Below are 16250 nucleotides of genomic sequence, written 5' to 3' on the forward strand. Positions count from 1 at the left end.
GTGGGGCTCTGGCGCGCCCGGCAGGACTACGGTGAGGTCGCAACAGGCCCCGTAAGGGGCAGAACACCGCTATTCGTAAGGCGCGCCGTCATGACTCTGAGCATCCGCAACCAGCTGCCCGGCACCGTCACCGCCATCACGTCCGGCGAGGCGATGGCGACGGTCAGGGTCCGCCTCGACGGCGGTCAGCACCTCACGGCAGCCATCACCCTGGAGTCCGTCAAGGACCTCGGCCTCGCCGACGGCTCCGCCGTCCGGGCCCTGGTCAAGTCCACCGAGGTGGCCCTCGCCACCGGCCCGGTGGAAGGCCTGTCCATCCGCAACCAACTGCCCGGCACCGTCACCGACGTGACCACCGGCGCCGCCATGGCCTCCGTCAAGATCTCCGTCGACGGCGGCGAACTGACCGCGGCCGTCACCAAGGACGCGGTCACCGACCTCGGCCTGAGCGCCGGCTCCTCCGTCGTCGCCCTCATGAAGTCCACCGAGGTGTCGCTCGCCACCGTCTGACAGGCCGTTGCGTGACCCGCGGGGCCATCGGGGAGGATGGCACCAAGAAGATCGTCCGGGCCCGCGGGTCCCCGCCTCTGGAAGGAAACGACGAGCTCATGCACATCCTCGTGACCCGTGCCCTGACGGAGGACCTCGGATGACCGGCGGCGAAGCCCCCGTCCTCGTCCACCGGGAGGGCCGGGCCGCCCACCTCGTCCTCAACCGGCCCCGCGCCCTGAACGCGCTCAACCACGACATGGTGCGCCTCATCGACCAGGCGCTCACCTCCTGGGAGGACGACGACACCGTCGGGACCGTCGTCATCACCGGCGCGGGGGAGCGCGGCCTGTGCGCGGGCGGCGACATCCGCGCGGTGCACGACGACGCGCGGGACGGCGACGGCACCGCATCCGCCGCGTTCTGGCGCGACGAGTACCACCTCAACGCCCGTATCGCCCGCTACCCCAAGCCGTACGTCGCCGTGATGGACGGCATCGTGATGGGCGGCGGCGTGGGCGTCTCCGCGCACGGCGGCGTCCGAGTCGTCACCGAACGCTCGCGGGTCGCCATGCCGGAGACCGGCATCGGTTTCGTGCCCGATGTCGGCGGCACGTACCTCCTGACGCGTGCGCCCGGCGAGACGGGCACCCGCCTCGCGCTGACGGGCGAGCACATCGGGGCCGCTGACGCCCTGCTGTGCGGGCTCGCCGACCACTACGTGCCGTCGGCGGCGCTGCCCGCACTCCTGGCCGAGCTGGCGACCGCGCCGGTGCGGGACGCGCTCGCGCGCCACGAACTCCCGGCGCCGCAGGGAGAGTTGACGGCTCAGCGTGACTGGACGGACACCTGTTTCGCGGCGGACACCGTCGAGGAGATCGTGGACCGCCTGCTCGGCCACGGCGACCCCGCGGCCAAGGAAACGGCCGAAGTGCTGCTCAGCCGGTCGCCCACCGCCGTCAAGGTCACCCTGGCCGCGATGCGCCGGGCCCGCGCACTCGACTCCCTGGAAAGCGTGCTCGACCAGGAGTACCGCGTCTCCTGCGCGGCGCTGAGCGGCCCGGACCTCGTCGAGGGCGTCCGCGCCCAGGTCATCGACAAGGACCGCAGGCCCCGATGGTCACCGCGCACCCTCGCCGAGGTCACCGACGCCGACGTGGCACGCCACTTCGCACCGCTGGGCGCGCGCGAACTCGGCCTCGGCGCGCGCAGGTCGTAGCCGCACCGGCACTGCGAGCAAGATCACTCCGGCCGGGGCTGTCTTGGCCATGCACGCGACACGCGGTACCTTCAGTGCGTATCGACGACGGCACGACGGAAGCCGGTGGAAATCCGGCACGGTCGCGCCACTGTGTGCGAGCGGTCCCAGGACCGCTCGTGAGTCAGACCCGTGGCTGTCGTCCTGTGCACCACCGAGATGGGACGCGAACTCCCGAGGAGGCCCTGCCATGGCGCAGCCTGTCGCCCAGCCGACCGCCACCACCCCTGTCATACCGGCAAAACTGCCGCTGAAGGTGATCGCCCCCTGGGCCGCCTTCTTCGGCATCCTGATGCTCGTCCTGCTCTACTTCGTCGGCGCCGAACAGGGCGCCACGTCCGTGTTCAGCGGCGCGGAGGTCCATGAGTGGGTGCACGACGCCCGCCACCTGCTCGGCTTCCCCTGCCACTGACCAGAGGGACGTCGCGCAGCTCATGAACTCGACAACCGTACGCAACCTGCTTGTTCGGGGCATGCTCGCCGGCCTTGCCGCCGGCGTGCTCGCCCTGGTCATCGCCTACTGGCTCGGTGAGCCGAACGTCGACAAGGCGATCGGCTTCGAGGAGAGCGGCCACGCCGGGCACTCCCACGGCGACGAGGTCGAACTCGTCTCCCGCAGCCTGCAGTCGACGGCCGGACTCGCCACCGGCGTCCTCGTCTACGGGGTCGCCTTCGGCGGCATCGCCGCGCTCGCCTACTGCTTCGCCCTGGGCCGGGTGGGCCGCTTCGGCCCGCGCGCCACGGCGCTGCTGCTGTCGGTGTGCGCGCTGATCGCCGTGTACGTCGTGCCGTTCCTGAAGTATCCGGCCAATCCGCCCGCGGTCGGCAACGGCGACACCATCGGCAAGCGGACCACCCTGTACTTCCTGATGATGGTGCTCAGTGTGCTGCTCGCGATCGGCGCGACGATCCTGGGCAAGCGGCTCGCCCCCAGGATCGGCACCTGGTACGCCACCGTCGTGGCGGTGCTCGGCTTCGTCGTCGTGATCGGCGTGGCCTTCGCGTTCCTGCCCGTGGTCAATGAGGTGCCGGACCACTTCCCGGCCGCTCTGCTGTGGCGCTTCCGGCTCTCCGCCCTCGCCGTACAGATCACGCTGTGGGGTGCATTCGGCCTGCTCTTCGGTGAGTTGGCCGAACGGCTGCTGCGTCCGCGGTCCGCCGCGGTGCCCGCTCGGGCGGTGCCGGCCGGGCAGTGACCCGACCCGTCGCACGAGAGGGCCCGCGGAACCGTCCGGGGGCCCTCTCGCGTTCGCGGGGGCCGGCCGGGCCACGCGTCGCCGACCGGGCGAGGAGGGGAGGAGCCGAGCGGCCGGACCGTCCCGGCCGCGCCGCACCACCCCCGGCGGTCACGAGGTGATCGCCGAACGGGAGCGAGATGTGCGGGGACGGAGAGGGCCCCGTTCCAGGTCCGCCACTGGAGGCGCCGCCGACCGCCGCGGGAGCGCGGTCGGCCGCGCCGAACCCGGAGGCACCGCTCCCTGGCCGGCAGCGGGCCTCGTTCCCCTCGGCCGGGTCAGGACGGGCCCAGTGGACGGCCGAGCCCGACGTTCCACCGCCCCAGCCGCCCGCTGAGCTCCGTGACCGTCAGCGGCGCCACGTCCAGCCGCCAGAACGCGGCCGGGGGCGCCCCGATCGCCTGCACCACGGCGGCCCGCACCACGTCCGGTTCCACCACCGCGACGAGACGCCCCGCGCCCGGCTCCACGCCGCCCAGCCATCGCGCGACCCGCGCGCACACCTGCGCCACCGACTCCCCGCCCGGCGCGGCGGTGCCCGGTTCGGTGAGCCAGCGCCCCAGGGCCTCGGGCTCGGCGGCGCCCACCTCGTCCAGCGTCCTGCCGCGCCAGCTCCCCGCGTCGATGCCCGCCAGTTCGGCGGCGGTCGACGCGGTCGAGAGCCCGAGCGCGGCGGCGGTCTCCCGGCAGCGCGCGCTGGGCGACACCACCACCCGGGCATCCGCGGGCAGCGAACCGGCTGCCGCGCGGGCCCGCTCGGCCCCCGCGGGGTCGAGCGGATCGCCGTCGTCGAAGGCGGCCCGGCGCTGCGCCGCGCTCAGGGCGGGTGTCACGAGAAGGACGCGACTGGTCTGGTTCATAGGAGTCGAGACTAGCGACCGGCACCACGCCCCCACCGGCGAGGACCAGGGCGGGAGCGCTCTCCGAGAGCCCAAGTGCCGCTGTTGCGAAGCCACTTGATGAGGTGCCGGAACACCCCTGGAACGGGTGGGCCCGGCGCCGCTTCCTGAAACAGGGCGTTCACTTTCTCTTGACACTGCCACGTCAGAGCGAGAACACTCCCCGGCGAGAGAGCGCTCTCTCGACCCGTGCGCGACATGTCCCACGGACGGCGGCCACCCCTCGTGCCGCCGCCCACCCCCCACCACACGTCGTACCGACATGGCAGGAGGTCTCCATGGCACGGAGATCGAAAATCTTCTCAGGGCTGCTGATATCCGGCGCACTCGTACTGACCACGCTGGGCGTGGGCGGCGTCGCCCTCACCGCCGGCGCCGCCGAGGCACCCGCGCAGCAGACGTCCTCGTCCGCATCCGTCCACCAGGGCCACACGATGGCCGCGTCCACCCGAGCCGCCGCCGAGGACGCGGACGGCGACGGCTACATCCCGGCGAACCCGCCGGTCACGGGCGTCGAACCGTCCACGAAGGAGCCGCCGCACGCCTACTTCCACGAGTTCCAGGCGCACTGCTCCGTCACCCACACCAAGCCGGACGACCCGATCGTCTACCCCGGCCAGGCCGGAAAGTCCCACGACCACACGTTCATGGGCAACACCACGACCGACGCGAACAGCACCACGGACTCGCTCGGCAGCGGCTCCACGAAGTGCCTCGCGCCGGGCGACAAGTCCGGCTACTGGATGCCCACCATGCTCAACGGCGACCAGCCGGTCCTCCCGGTCGGCGAGCAGACCATCTACTACAAGGCCGGTGTCACCGACTACACCAGTGTGCGGCCCTTCCCCAAGGGACTGCGGTTCGTCGTCGGCAGCCCGATGCAGACCGCGCAGGAGTTCCGCAACCACCCCGGCTTCGTCGAGGGCTGGGAGTGCGGTGACAGCTTCTTCAACGTCGACTTCCCCAAGGACTGCCCCACGACGCCGTCCACCCAGGTCAACATCCGCTTCCAGGCGCCGAGTTGCTGGGACGGGAAGTACCTGGACACCCCTGACCACAAGAGCCACATGGCGTATCCGGTCGTGAAGAACGGGACCAACGACAACATCTGCCCGGCCGACCACCCCGTCGCCCTGCCGATGATCGAGTTCAAGATGGCGTTCCCCGTCAACGGCGACCTGTCGAAGCTGCGGCTGTCCAGCGGCCCCAGCTACTCGTTCCACTACGACTTCTTCAACGCCTGGGACGACCGGACGCTGAAGGCCATGGTCGACCACTGCGTCGTCGGCGGCCTCCAGTGCGACCCGCGCGGCTACGACCAGAACCACCCGGAGAAGGGCGCGGTCCTCAACGACCACTACGAGCTGCCTTGACCCCGCGAAGTACCCGGGGCGGCGGCCGTCCTGACCGGCCGCCGCCCCTTCCCCTCCCTCTCTCCCTCCCTCTGCTTCCCCTCTCTCTGCCCCCTCTGCTTCTCCCACCGACCCCCACCGGAGGCACCCGCATGCGCAGGACCCGCACCACCAACCGCAGATCGCACCGTCTGGCCACACCCGTCACCGCCGGGATGCTCGCGGCCGGCTTCCTGGCCCTGCCCGCCCAGCACGCGCAGGCGGCGGGCGACGTGGTGAAGGTGACCGGATCGCAGGGCAACTGGCAGCTCCAGGTCAACGGCTCGCCGTACCAGGTCAAGGGCCTGACCTGGGGACCGTCCGTCGGCGACGCCGACAAGTACCTCCCCGACCTGAAGTCCATGGGCGTCAACACCATTCGCACCTGGGGCACCGACGCCACCAGCAAGCCGCTGTTCGACTCCGCGGCCGCGAACGGCATCAAGGTCATCGCCGGCTTCTGGCTCCAGCCCGGCGGCGGCCCCGGCAGCGGCGGCTGCGTGAACTACCTGACGGACACCGCGTACAAGAACCAGATGCTCGACGAGTTCCCCAAGTGGGTCGACACGTACAAGGACAACCCCGGCGTGCTGATGTGGAACGTCGGCAACGAGTCCGTACTCGGTCTGCAGAACTGCTACAGCGGCGACGAACTGGAGAAGCAGCGCGACGCCTACACGACCTTCGTCAACGACATCACCAAGAAGATCCACGCCGTCGACCCGAACCACCCGGTCACCTCCACCGACGCCTGGGTCGGCGCCTGGCCCTACTACAAGAAGAACGCCCCCGACCTCGACCTGTACGCCGTCAACTCCTACAACGCGGTCTGCGACGTCAAGTCGGCCTGGGAGCAGGGCGGTTACACCAAGCCGTACATCGTCACCGAGACCGGCCCCGCGGGGGAGTGGGAGGTGCCCGACGACGCCAACGGCGTTCCCCAGGAGCCCACCGACCAGGCCAAGGCCGAGGGCTACACCAAGGCGTGGGGCTGCATCACCGGGCACAAGGGCGTCGCCCTCGGCGCCACCATGTTCCACTACGGCACCGAGTACGACTTCGGCGGCATCTGGTTCAACCTGCTGCCCGCCGGTGAGAAGCGGCTGTCCTACTACGCCGTGAAGAAGGCCTACGGAGCGGACACGTCCAGGGACAACACCCCGCCCGTCATCTCGCAGATGGACATCGAGGGGGGTGCGTCGAACGTGCCCGCCGGACGCGATCTCATCGTCTCCGCCAAAGCGACCGATCCCGACGGCGACCCGCTGTCCTACCAGGTCCTGAGCAACAGCAACTACATCGACCAGAGCAAGCAGCTCGTGCCGATGCAGGCCACCGACCTCGGCTCGGGACGGCTGAAGGTGACCGCCCCGGACAAGCCCGGCGTCTGGAAGATCTACGTCAAGGTGACCGACGGCAAGGGCAACGTGGGCGTCGAGACCCGCTCGGTGCGCGTCGTGCCGCCGCCCGTCGACGGCACGAACATCGCCCTCGGTAAGACCGCCACGGCCTCCTCGCAGCAGACCACCGACTACGGCGACTGCCCGTGCACCGCCCCGAGCGCCGTCGACGGCAAGAACGACACCCGCTGGGCCAGTGACTGGAGCGACCCGCAGTGGCTCCGGGTCGACCTCGGCTCCCGCCAGTCGTTCCGGCACGTCCAGCTCAACTGGGAGACCTCGTACGCGAAGGCGTACACGATCCAGACCTCGGACGACGGACAGAACTGGACGACCGTCCGCGAGGTCACCGACGGCAACGGCGGCGTCGACGACTTCGACGTGACCGGCACGGGCCGCTACGTCCGCGTCAACGGCACCGCCCGCGGCACCGGATACGGCTACTCCCTCTACGAGTTCGGTATCTACAACTGACCGGAATCCGATAGAACGACACCGTGAGAGAGCGCTCTACAGCATCCATGGGTTCGAAGGGTGGGGCAATGGCCGACGAGGAGCCGGACCGGCTGGTCGACAAGCTGGGTCCGCGGCAGAAGGTACGGCTGCTCACGGGCGGGACCACCTGGCGCACCCGCGCCGAACCCGCCGTGGGCCTGGCCGAGGTGGTCACCTCGGACGGGCCCGCGGGGGTACGGGGAGAAGCCTGGGACGAGCGCGTCACCTCGGTCCTGCTGCCGTCCGCGTCGGCCCTCGCGGCGACCTGGGACGAGCAACTGGTCCGCGAACTAGGCGGGTTGCTCGCCACGGAGGCACATCGCAAGGGCGTGCACGTCGTGCTGGCCCCCAACCTGAATCTGCACCGCTCGCCCCTGGCCGGACGCCACTTCGAGTGCTTCTCAGAAGACCCCTGGCTCGTCGGCCGCATCGGCGCGGCACTCGTCCGCGGCCTGCAGGCAGAAGGGGTCGCCGCCACCGCCAAACACCTCGTCGCCAACGACTCCGAGACGGGCCGCCTGACCGTGGACGTACGGGTGGACGAGCGCACCCTGCGCGAGGTCTGCCTCGCCCCCTTCGAGGCGGCCGTCGACGCGGGCGTCTGGGCGGTCATGGCCGGATACAACCGCGTCAACGGGACCACCATGGCCGCCAGCCCGCTGCTCGCGAGCCCCCTGAAGGACGAGTGGGGCTTCGACGGCGTGGTGATGTCCGACTGGGGCGCCCTGCGCACGGCGGTCGACACGGCGAACGCCGCCCTCGACCTCGCGATGCCCGGACCGGGCGGCCCCTGGGACGACCTGCTCGCCGACGCCGTGGAGGACGGGCGGGTGCCGCAGGCCGCGATCGACGACAAGGTGCGCCGACTGCTCCTGCTGGCCCAGCGTGTCGGCGCCCTGGACACGACGCCCGCTTCGGCACGCCGCATACCGCCGCCCGCCTCCCGTACCCGGCAGTTGCTGCGCCGCGCCGTCACGGCCGGAACGGTGCTGCTGACCAATGACGGCGTACTCCCGCTGCGCGAGGCCGAGTCGAGCACCGTCGCGGTCATCGGAGCGCACGCCGTCACGCCACGCGTCCAGGGCGGCGGCAGCGCCGGGGTCTTCCCCGAGCGGATCGTCCCGCCGCTCGACGGGATCCGGGATCGACTGCGCGGCCGGGCCCGCGTCGTCCACGCCACCGGCCCGGACCTGGGGGCCCCGCCCGCCCCGCTGTCCCCGCGGAACTGCGTCGATCCGCGATCCGGCGCGCCGGGCCTGCTGCTGCGCATCCTGGACGCCGAGGGGAACGAGCTCACCAGCGAACACCGGCACTCCGGCCGGCTCCTCGAGCCCACCCTCACCGACGGCGCCCGCACGGTGGAGATCAGTGCCCTGCTGACCCCGGAGACCGGCGGCCGATGGGCCTTCGCCCTCGGCGGGTTCGGCCGGCTGTCCCTGACCGTGGACGGCCACACACTGATCGACGACGAGTTCCCGCGCCGCACCGACGACCCGGCCGTCGTCCACGTGAACCCGCCCGGCCCCACGGCACACCACACCCTCACCGCCAGAACCCCCGTACTGGTCGTGGCACGCCGCGAACTCGCCCCCGACACCGGACGCGCCACAGTCCTGACCGCGGCGGCGCCCGCCCCACTGGCCGAAGTGGCGATCGCCGAGGCCGTCGCCGCTGCCCGCGACGCCAACGCGGCGATCGTCGTCGTGGGGACCACGGACGGCAGTGAGTCGGAGGGCCACGACCGCACCACCCTCGCCCTGCCCGGACGCCAGGACGACCTGGTGCGCGCGGTGGCCGCGGTCAACCCCCGCACCGTCGTGGTCGTCAACTCCGGAGGGCCGGTCGAACTCCCGTGGCGGGACCGCGTCGCCGCGGTCCTGCTCGCCTGGCTGCCGGGCCAGGAGGCCGGGGGAGCCCTCGCCGACATCCTGTTCGGTGACACCGAGCCCGGCGGCCGGCTCCCCACCACCTGGGCCGACCGGCTCGACGACGCACCCGTCACCGAGACACGGCCCGTCGACGGCGTGCTCGCCTACGAGGAAGGGCTGCACGTCGGACACCGGGCCTGGCTGCGCACCGGACGCACCCCCGCCTACTGGTTCGGGCACGGTCTCGGCTACACGACGTGGGACTACGAGAACATCACCGTGTCCCAAGCCGCTCAGGAGGAGGGCCAGTTCACGGTGACGGCACGGGTGCGGAACACGGGTGACCGGAACGGGCGCGAGGTCGTCCAGGTGTATCTGTCCCGGCCCGATTCGCGGGTGGAGCGACCCGCGCGCTGGCTCGCCGGGTACGCGGCCGTGCAGGCGGCGCCCGGTGGCACGACCCGCGCCGACATCACCGTGTCGGCCCGCGCGCTGCGGCACTGGTCCGCGGAGGAGCACAGCTGGGTCGTCGAGCCCGGCCGCTTCACCGTGCACGTGGGGCGCTCGGCCGGTGACCTCCCGCTCACCGGGCACCTAGAGGTGGGCGCCGACGGCAGTTGACAAGAGAGCGCTCTATGCGCGATGCGGCGGCACGATTAAGCTGCGTGCATGCAACGACAGTCCTTGACGCTGGAGGACGTCGCCCGTGAGGCGGGGGTCTCGCGGGCGACCGTGTCCCGGGTGATCAACGAGGTCCCCAGCGTGGACCCTGCCATTCGCGAGACGGTGCGCGAGGCGATCCGGCGCACCGGCTACACCCCCAACAGGGCCGCGCGCTCCCTGGTCACCCGGCGTGCGGAGACCATCGCCCTCGTGGTGTCCGGCGCGGGCGAGGAGGACGAGAGCGCGCAGAACGCCTTCGCGGCGCGGGTGTTCGCCGACCCCTTCTTCGGCCGCATCGTCAGCGGCGTCGTCGCCTTCCTGCGGACCCGATCGATGCATCCGGTCCTGATGTTCGCCGAGTCGGAGTCGGCACGGAACGAGGTGATGGGCTACCTGCGCGAGGGCCGGGCCGACGGCGCGCTCGTCGTCTCCACGCACGCCGAGGACCCGCTGCCGCCGCTGCTCGCGCGGGAACAGCTGCCCGCCGTGTGTTTCGCCCGGCCCGCTCTGCCCGCTCCCGTCAGCTACGTGGACCTGGCACACGGCGAAGGCGGCCGGATGGCCGCGCAGCACCTCCTGGACCGGGGCCGGCGCCGCGTGGCGACGGTGACGGGCCCGCTGGACCTGCCGGCCGGCCAGCAGCGGCTCGCCGGTTTCCGGGAAGCGATGGAGCGGGCGGGCCTGCCCTACGTCCCCATCGCGGAAGGCGGCTTCACCCTCGACAGCGGCGCGGCCGCGATGGCCAGGCTGCTGGACGACCACCCTCACCTGGACGGCGTGTTCGCGGCCAACGACCTGATGGCGCAAGGCGTGTGCCAGGTGCTGCGGGAGCGGGGCCGGCGCATCCCGGAGGACGTGGCGGTGGTCGGCTTCGACGACTCCAGCGTCGCGATCACCTGCACCCCGCCGCTGACGACCGTCCGCCAGCCAGTGGAGGAGATGGCCAGGGCCATGGCCCGCATCCTGCAGGAGCACATCGAGGGCGCGCGCACGGAACCGACGTCGATGATCTTCGAACCCGAGCTGGTGGTCCGCGCGTCCACGTGACCGCTCATCCGCCCGCGGCCACCGGCAGCCGTACGCGCATGCGCAGGCCCCCGCTCGCGGGCGCCTCGGCGGTGACCGTCCCGTGGTGCGCGCGGACCACGCTGCGGACGATGGCGAGACCCAGGCCGTGGCCCCGGTCGCTGGAGACGCGGGGGCGCGCGCGATAGAACGGCTCGAAGAGCCGGTCCACCGTCTCCGGGTCCACCACCGGACCGGTGTTGGTGACGGTGAGCACCACGCCGTCGGCGTCGGTGTCCGAAGAGGTGTCGGCGTCGACGGTCACCTCGACCGATCCGGCCGCCGTGTTGTGGGTGCGCGCGTTGTCGAGCAGGTTGACCACCAACTGCCGTAGGAGCGTGGCGTTTCCCGCGACGTGGCAGTCCGTCTCCGGGCCGGGCAGCCGCAGCCGCACGTCCAGGTCGCCGCCGCGGCCCGTGAGGTCGTCCACCGCCTCGGCGACGACGTCGGCCACGTCGACCGGCTCCGCGTCGAACTCGGCCTGTTCGGTGGCGGCCAGTTGCAGCAGTTCGTTCACGACGGTGATGTTGCGTTCATTGGTCTCCACCAGCATCGGCAGCAGCTCGGCGAACTCCTCGCGGCTCGGGTCGGCCGCCGCGACCTGCAGGACGGCCCGCGTCGTGGCGAGCGGGGTGAGCAGCTCGTGCGAGGCGTTGGCCGCGAACCGGCGGTGCGCCTCGAAGGACTCCTCGAGCCGCTCCAGCGTCGTGTCGAAGGTGTCCGCCAGCTGCTTGAGCTCGTCGGCGGGCCCTGCCGCGTCGATCCGGTACGACAGATCGCCCTGACCGGCGCGCGCCGCGGCCCGGTTGATCGCCGACAGCGGGGTGAGCAGCCGGCGGGACAGCAGCCATCCGGCGCCGCATCCGACCGCGGTCACCAGCAGCACCCCGGCCACGGACACCGCGAGGACCGTGTGCCACACGTCCTCCTTGTCCTGGACGAGGCCGTTCGTGTCGACCTTCTCGCCCTCGACGGGCCGAGCCTGCCGGAAGTCCGGCAGCTTCGTCGGGGCGGGCGAGGACGCCGCCGGCGAAGGAACGGAGACGGTGGTCGTGAAGTCGTACGTCGGCAGATAGCGGATGCCCACGTAGATGATCGCGACCATGAGCGCCCCGCACCCGGCGAGCGCGGCTCCGAAACCCAGGAAGAGCCGGGTGTGGATGCTCAGGGTGCGCGAGCGCGGCGGGGTACGGCGGCCCGGCCGGATCATCCGGTCGTCCCCAGGTAGTAGCCGGCGCCGATGGACGTGTGCACGAGCCGTGGTTCTCCGAGCTTCCTGCGCAGGGTGTGGACCACCAGGCGGACCGCGTTGGTGAACGGATCGGTGTGCGCGTCCCAGGCCTTGTCCAGCAGGTACTCGGCGCTCACGACACCGCCCTCGGCGCGCATGAGCAGCTCCAGCACGGCGCGTTCCTTCGGGGTGAGACGGATCTCGACGCCGTCCCGCGCGACCCGGCGGCGGTGCGTGTCGAAGGTGAGCCCGGCGAAGGCGAGCACCGGGGGATGCGCCACGGGGCTGCGCCGGTACAGGGCCCGCAGGCGGGCCACGAGTTCGGGGAAGTCGAAGGGCTTGGCGAGGTAGTCGTCGGCGCCCAGGCCGAGCCCCTCCACCTTGTCGCCGAGCCGCCCGGCGGCCGTCAGCATGAGGATCCGGCAGTCCAGGCCCATGGCGACGATCCGCCGGCACACGTCGTCGCCGTGCAGCCCCGGCAGATCACGGTCCAGGACCACCGCGTCGTAGTCGTACACGGTGAGCTTCTCCAGCGCGCGGTCCCCGTCGTGGACGACGTCGGTGGCGATGGCCTCGCGGCGCAGCCCGATCTCCAGGACGCGCGCCATGTACTGCTCGTCCTCCACCACCAGCACGCGCACGCCGGGCCGTCCCTTCCGCACATTCCCTGTACGTTCTCTGAGCTTTTCCTGTGGGCGGTGAAAGGGAATTCCTGTTCCGCAGGCACCGCCGCCACTTCTATCAGAGCGCGTATGTGACGCGTGTATGAGCGGAAGGCGGCATCCGCGGAAAGCAAACGCGGCTCAAAGCGGCCGCTGTCTAGCGTCGATGACCATGAACTTTCTGAAGCGGGCCTGGTGGCGCCTCACGGGCCATTGGGGCAAGACCCTGAGTCTGACCGGGCTCTTCCTCGTCATCTGCACGCTCGTCCTGTCCGGATATCTGATCCAGGCCGCCGCGGCGCGCGCCGCCGAGGGAGCCAAGCGCGAGGTCGGTGCCGTGGCCACGATGCAGCTCGACGTCGACGCGCTCATGCGGTCCGGCGGCGCGGACGCCCCGGGCAACGGGCAGGGCGGTGTCATCGGCGAGAAGGGTGATCTGCGGCGCAGCGTCGTCGACAAGATCTGCGCGTCCGCGGTCGTCGACCGCTGCAACTACACGACGGACGCCGGAGCGTTCCCCACGAAGTCCACGAAGCTGTACCAGCCGGTCCCGGCGCCCGCCGGGGAGGGCAGCCCGATGACCGACCTCTTCAAGGCCGATGGAATTCGAGACCTGGACGCCGTCGCCGAATTCCGCAACGGCGACGCGAAGTTGGTGTCCGGGCACGGCATCACCCCCGACAGCGAAAAGGACGAGATCGTCGTCGAGGAACGCCTCGCCGAGGCGAACCACCTGAAAGTCGGCGACCGGCTCCAGCTGAAGGCCGGGGAACTCCCGGCCCCCGGCGAGAAACAGAACCAGACCGCGTACTCCTTCGAAGTCGTCGGCATCTACACGTCCGGCACCGCCGACGCCGGACAGTACGTGCCCCCGGTGACGGACCCGGCCAACCACCTGTACCTGAGCCCCGACGGCGCGAGCATCCTGATGAACAAGGGCGCGGGCAAGGACGGTGTCGTCCAGGAGGCCACCTTCACGCTCCACGACCCCGACGACCTGGGCGCGCTGCGGCACGACGCGCAGGCCGCGGGCGCCGACCCGGAGATCTTTCCGTTGACCGTCAACGACAAGCAGTACCGCCGGCTCGTCGGCCCCATCACCAAGACCGCCGACTTCGCCACGGTCACCGTGTGGCTGGTCGCCGTGGCGGGCACGGTCATCCTCGCCCTGATCGTCGCCGCGTCCCTGCGTGAGCGCCGCACCGAACTCGGCATCCTGCTGTCCCTGGGGGAGCGCGGTCCGCGGCTGCTGGGCCAGCACCTGGTGGAGATCGTCGCCTGCGCCCTCGTCGCCATCGGTCTCGCCGCCGCCTGCAGCCCGGTCCTGTCGGAGGCGATCGGGCAGCAACTGCTGTCGAGCCAGGTCTCCTCGGCCCGCGAGGACGCCGCGAACGAGACGCCCGAGCAGGACTACGCGAACACCGGCGGCGGCACGAAACGCGACGAACCCGAGGCGGAGCCGATCGAGGACATGGACATCCGCCTCGGTCCGGCCGACCTCACCAAGGTCGCCGCCACCGGGCTCGGCATCGCCGCCCTGGCCACGCTCGTCCCGGGCGTCCGCGTCCTGCGGCTGACCCCGCGCGACATCCTGACGAAGGGGAACTGACATGTCCGACGACGCCCTCCTCGAACTCTCCGGCGTGACGCGCACGTTCACCGGCGGCGGCCGCCGCCGCGTCGTGCTCAAAGAGGTCTCCCACCGGTTCCGCGCGGGCCGCATGTACGCCGTGACGGGTCCGTCGGGATCCGGCAAGACCACCCTGCTCTCCCTGGCCAGCGGACTGGATTCACCGACCTCCGGGAGCGTGCGGTTCCGGGGCAGGGACATCGCGGAGATCGGTCTGGGCGCCTACCGCAACCGGCACGCGGCCACGGTGTTCCAGTCCCTGAACCTGCTGACGTACATGACCGCGATCCAGAACGTCACCGCGGCCATGGAGATCACCGGAGTCACGGTCCGCCACCGCAGGAAGCGCGCCGCCGAACTCCTCGCCCTGCTCGGCATCGAGGAGGCCGAGCAGCACCGCAGGACCCTCCAGCTGTCCGGCGGCCAACAGCAGCGGGTCGCGATCGCCCGGGCGCTCGCCTGCGACGTCGACATCCTGTTCGCCGACGAACCGACCGGCAGCCTCGACCACGACACCGCGGCCGGGATCATCACCCTGTTCCGGAAGCTGGCGCACGACGAGGGCAAGTGCGTGATCGTGGTGACGCACTCCAAGGACGTCGCCGACGCCGCGGACGAGACGCTGACGATCAGGCGCGGGAGGATCGGCGCCCGCGCGTGAGACGGGCCGGGCCGCCGCCGGGGGAGCGCCGGCCCAGCACCGCGACCAGGGACAGGAGCAGCAGGAGCAGCCCGGCGAACCAGGTCATCGCGGTGGTGGCGGAGAACGACAGCGTGGCCACACCGATACCGACCGCCGGGAGACTCAGCCCCAGGTAGGCGATGAGGAACAGGCTCGCCAGCGCCTCGCTGCGGCGGGCCGGCGCGGCCATCGCGACGACGGTGCCCACCGCCGCCTTGAACAGCAGCCCCGCCCCGACGCCCGCCACGACGCCACCGGTCAGGAAGGTCGCGAGGTCGACGGTGTGCATGCCGACGACGAGCGTCAGGAAACCGACGGCCTCGGCGAGCAGCCCCAGTGTCATCTTCGCGCGGGGCGGGAGCCGATGGGTCAGCGTCTGGGCGAGGGCCGCGCCGCCGAACACCGCGCACACCACGACGCCGGCCAGAGCCCGGGACGGATGGCCGAGCGTGTGCCCGACGAACCCGGCGGCGATCGACGTGAACAACCCGAACACCGCGAAGGAGGAGAAGGCCGCCGCCGCGGCGGCGACGTACCCGGCGCGGTCCCCGTGGTCGGCGCTCACGCGCTGCGGCCGGTACCGCGGGCGGACCGGCGGCGCCTGAACCGTCTCGGGGGCGAGCGCGAGCGCGGCCATGACCACGACGAGCAGCACCGCGAAGACGACGTAGGGCACCCGCAGCGGCGCACCCACGTACTGGGCGAGGAACCCGGCCACCAGCGGACCGACGCCCAAGCCGCCGATGTTGGCCGCGGTGGAGACGATCTCGAAGCGCTGCGCCGGGGCACCGGGCCGGTGCGCGGCGTGCAGTTCGTGCAGGTGCGCCGTGGCCGTCGCGGTCAGCATGCCGACCCCGAGGCCCGTGACGAACCGGGCCACGAGCAGCATGGGCAGCGCCGAGGTGGTCAGGAACAGGACGGCCGCGACGAGCTCCAGGAAGAGCGCGGCCAGAAGTATCCTCCGGCGGCCCGCCCAGTCCGAGACGTGCCCGGCGAGGACGAGGCTGACCGTCACCCCCACGGCGTAGACCGCGAACACGACGGTGACCATGAACGTGGAGAAGCCGTCCCGGGCCTCGTACAGCGGATACAGCGGCGTCGGCACGGTCGAGAACGCCATGGCGATGAGGAACGCCACGGCGACCGTCCAGAACCCGATGCCGTGGCGGGCGGAACCGGCTGGCGCGGGAGGCGGTCCGCCGGGTGCGGAGAGCCGGGCGCGCTCGGGCGTCGACGTGGTCATGGCGCTGCTCCGATCGGAGGTCGGCGGGCTGGGGACGTC

14 protein-coding genes are annotated in these 16250 nt (G+C 71.7%); 10 read left to right on the plus strand and 4 right to left on the minus strand.

What is annotated here, in order from left to right; genetic code table 11:
- The first annotated feature begins 90 nt into the window (after positions 1–90).
- The 4 genes from ACVHNB_RS16400 (at position 91) to ACVHNB_RS16415 (ending at position 2943) form a co-directional block, all read left to right on the plus strand.
- Complete coding sequence (locus ACVHNB_RS16400; RefSeq protein WP_428950419.1) at positions 91–510, plus strand: TOBE domain-containing protein; 420 nt, start codon at positions 91–93, stop codon at positions 508–510.
- Between the two features lie 139 nt (positions 511–649).
- Positions 650–1708, plus strand: a complete 1059-nt coding sequence (locus ACVHNB_RS16405) for an enoyl-CoA hydratase/isomerase family protein (protein ID WP_428950418.1) — start codon at positions 650–652, stop codon at positions 1706–1708.
- A gap of 229 nt (positions 1709–1937) precedes the next feature.
- Positions 1938–2159: a CbtB domain-containing protein gene (locus ACVHNB_RS16410; protein WP_428950417.1), complete on the plus strand. Its 222-nt coding sequence runs from the start codon at positions 1938–1940 to the stop codon at positions 2157–2159.
- A 22-nt stretch (positions 2160–2181) separates the two neighbouring features.
- A complete protein-coding gene (locus tag ACVHNB_RS16415; protein WP_456228452.1) occupies positions 2182–2943 on the plus strand; it encodes a CbtA family protein in 762 nt (253 codons plus the stop codon).
- Positions 2944–3260: 317 nt separating this feature from the next.
- On the opposite strand, the gene ACVHNB_RS16420 is transcribed toward ACVHNB_RS16415, so the two are convergent.
- Positions 3261–3842: a histidine phosphatase family protein gene (locus tag ACVHNB_RS16420; protein WP_428950415.1), complete on the minus strand. Its 582-nt coding sequence runs from the start codon at positions 3840–3842 to the stop codon at positions 3261–3263.
- A gap of 317 nt (positions 3843–4159) precedes the next feature.
- On the opposite strand from ACVHNB_RS16420, the gene ACVHNB_RS16425 reads away from it, so the two are divergent.
- The 4 genes from ACVHNB_RS16425 to ACVHNB_RS16440 all read left to right on the plus strand — a co-directional run bounded on the left by ACVHNB_RS16425 (position 4160) and on the right by ACVHNB_RS16440 (position 10745).
- Entirely contained in the window at positions 4160–5254 is a 1095-nt protein-coding gene (locus ACVHNB_RS16425) for a DUF1996 domain-containing protein (RefSeq protein ID WP_428950414.1), read from the plus strand.
- 131 nt (positions 5255–5385) lie between these two features.
- On the plus strand, positions 5386–7146 hold the full coding sequence (locus ACVHNB_RS16430; RefSeq protein ID WP_428950413.1) for a discoidin domain-containing protein: 1761 nt from the start codon (positions 5386–5388) through the stop codon (positions 7144–7146).
- 68 nt (positions 7147–7214) lie between these two features.
- The gene (locus ACVHNB_RS16435) at positions 7215–9656 is read left to right on the plus strand and encodes a glycoside hydrolase family 3 C-terminal domain-containing protein (RefSeq protein ID WP_456228453.1); all 2442 of its coding nucleotides are present in this window, start codon (positions 7215–7217) and stop codon (positions 9654–9656) included.
- A gap of 48 nt (positions 9657–9704) precedes the next feature.
- A complete protein-coding gene (locus ACVHNB_RS16440) occupies positions 9705–10745 on the plus strand; it encodes a LacI family DNA-binding transcriptional regulator (RefSeq protein ID WP_428950411.1) in 1041 nt (346 codons plus the stop codon).
- Between the two features lie 4 nt (positions 10746–10749).
- Here the strand turns inward: ACVHNB_RS16440 and ACVHNB_RS16445 are convergent, their stop codons facing one another.
- Complete coding sequence (locus ACVHNB_RS16445) at positions 10750–11973, minus strand: sensor histidine kinase (protein ID WP_456228454.1); 1224 nt, start codon at positions 11971–11973, stop codon at positions 10750–10752.
- Positions 11970–12635: a response regulator transcription factor gene (locus ACVHNB_RS16450; RefSeq protein WP_428950409.1), complete on the minus strand. Its 666-nt coding sequence runs from the start codon at positions 12633–12635 to the stop codon at positions 11970–11972. Before ACVHNB_RS16450 ends, ACVHNB_RS16445 begins: the two co-directional genes overlap by 4 nt.
- A 193-nt stretch (positions 12636–12828) precedes the next feature.
- Between ACVHNB_RS16450 and ACVHNB_RS16455 the strand changes: the two genes are divergently transcribed.
- Both ACVHNB_RS16455 and ACVHNB_RS16460 read left to right on the plus strand, forming a co-directional pair.
- A complete protein-coding gene (locus tag ACVHNB_RS16455) occupies positions 12829–14265 on the plus strand; it encodes an ABC transporter permease (protein ID WP_456228455.1) in 1437 nt (478 codons plus the stop codon).
- Between the two features lies 1 nt (position 14266).
- Positions 14267–14947, plus strand: coding sequence for an ABC transporter ATP-binding protein (locus ACVHNB_RS16460; RefSeq protein WP_428950407.1), 681 nt, complete (start codon positions 14267–14269; stop codon positions 14945–14947).
- Here ACVHNB_RS16460 and ACVHNB_RS16465 read toward each other — a convergent pair.
- On the minus strand, positions 14916–16211 hold the full coding sequence (locus ACVHNB_RS16465; protein ID WP_456228456.1) for an MFS transporter: 1296 nt from the start codon (positions 16209–16211) through the stop codon (positions 14916–14918). The genes ACVHNB_RS16460 and ACVHNB_RS16465 overlap by 32 nt on opposite strands.
- Positions 16212–16250: the final 39 nt, after the last annotated feature.

The sequence above is a fragment of the Streptomyces sp. YJ-C3 genome (assembly GCF_053891275.1).

Excerpts from the sequence above, each read along its gene's own strand:
- ACVHNB_RS16440 (WP_428950411.1), top strand. The coding sequence starts at position 9,705 with ATGCAACGACAGTCCTTGACGCTGGAGGACGTCGCCCGTGAGGCGGGG.
- ACVHNB_RS16435 (WP_456228453.1), top strand. The coding sequence starts at position 7,215 with ATGGCCGACGAGGAGCCGGACCGGCTGGTCGACAAGCTGGGTCCGCGG.
- ACVHNB_RS16410 (WP_428950417.1), top strand. The coding sequence starts at position 1,938 with ATGGCGCAGCCTGTCGCCCAGCCGACCGCCACCACCCCTGTCATACCG.
- ACVHNB_RS16415 (WP_456228452.1), top strand. The coding sequence starts at position 2,182 with ATGAACTCGACAACCGTACGCAACCTGCTTGTTCGGGGCATGCTCGCC.
- ACVHNB_RS16420 (WP_428950415.1), bottom strand. The coding sequence starts at position 3,842 with ATGAACCAGACCAGTCGCGTCCTTCTCGTGACACCCGCCCTGAGCGCG.
- ACVHNB_RS16465 (WP_456228456.1), bottom strand. The coding sequence starts at position 16,211 with ATGACCACGTCGACGCCCGAGCGCGCCCGGCTCTCCGCACCCGGCGGA.
- ACVHNB_RS16425 (WP_428950414.1), top strand. The coding sequence starts at position 4,160 with ATGGCACGGAGATCGAAAATCTTCTCAGGGCTGCTGATATCCGGCGCA.
- ACVHNB_RS16445 (WP_456228454.1), bottom strand. The coding sequence starts at position 11,973 with ATGATCCGGCCGGGCCGCCGTACCCCGCCGCGCTCGCGCACCCTGAGC.
- ACVHNB_RS16405 (WP_428950418.1), top strand. The coding sequence starts at position 650 with ATGACCGGCGGCGAAGCCCCCGTCCTCGTCCACCGGGAGGGCCGGGCC.
- ACVHNB_RS16460 (WP_428950407.1), top strand. The coding sequence starts at position 14,267 with ATGTCCGACGACGCCCTCCTCGAACTCTCCGGCGTGACGCGCACGTTC.
- ACVHNB_RS16455 (WP_456228455.1), top strand. The coding sequence starts at position 12,829 with ATGAACTTTCTGAAGCGGGCCTGGTGGCGCCTCACGGGCCATTGGGGC.
- ACVHNB_RS16430 (WP_428950413.1), top strand. The coding sequence starts at position 5,386 with ATGCGCAGGACCCGCACCACCAACCGCAGATCGCACCGTCTGGCCACA.
- ACVHNB_RS16400 (WP_428950419.1), top strand. The coding sequence starts at position 91 with ATGACTCTGAGCATCCGCAACCAGCTGCCCGGCACCGTCACCGCCATC.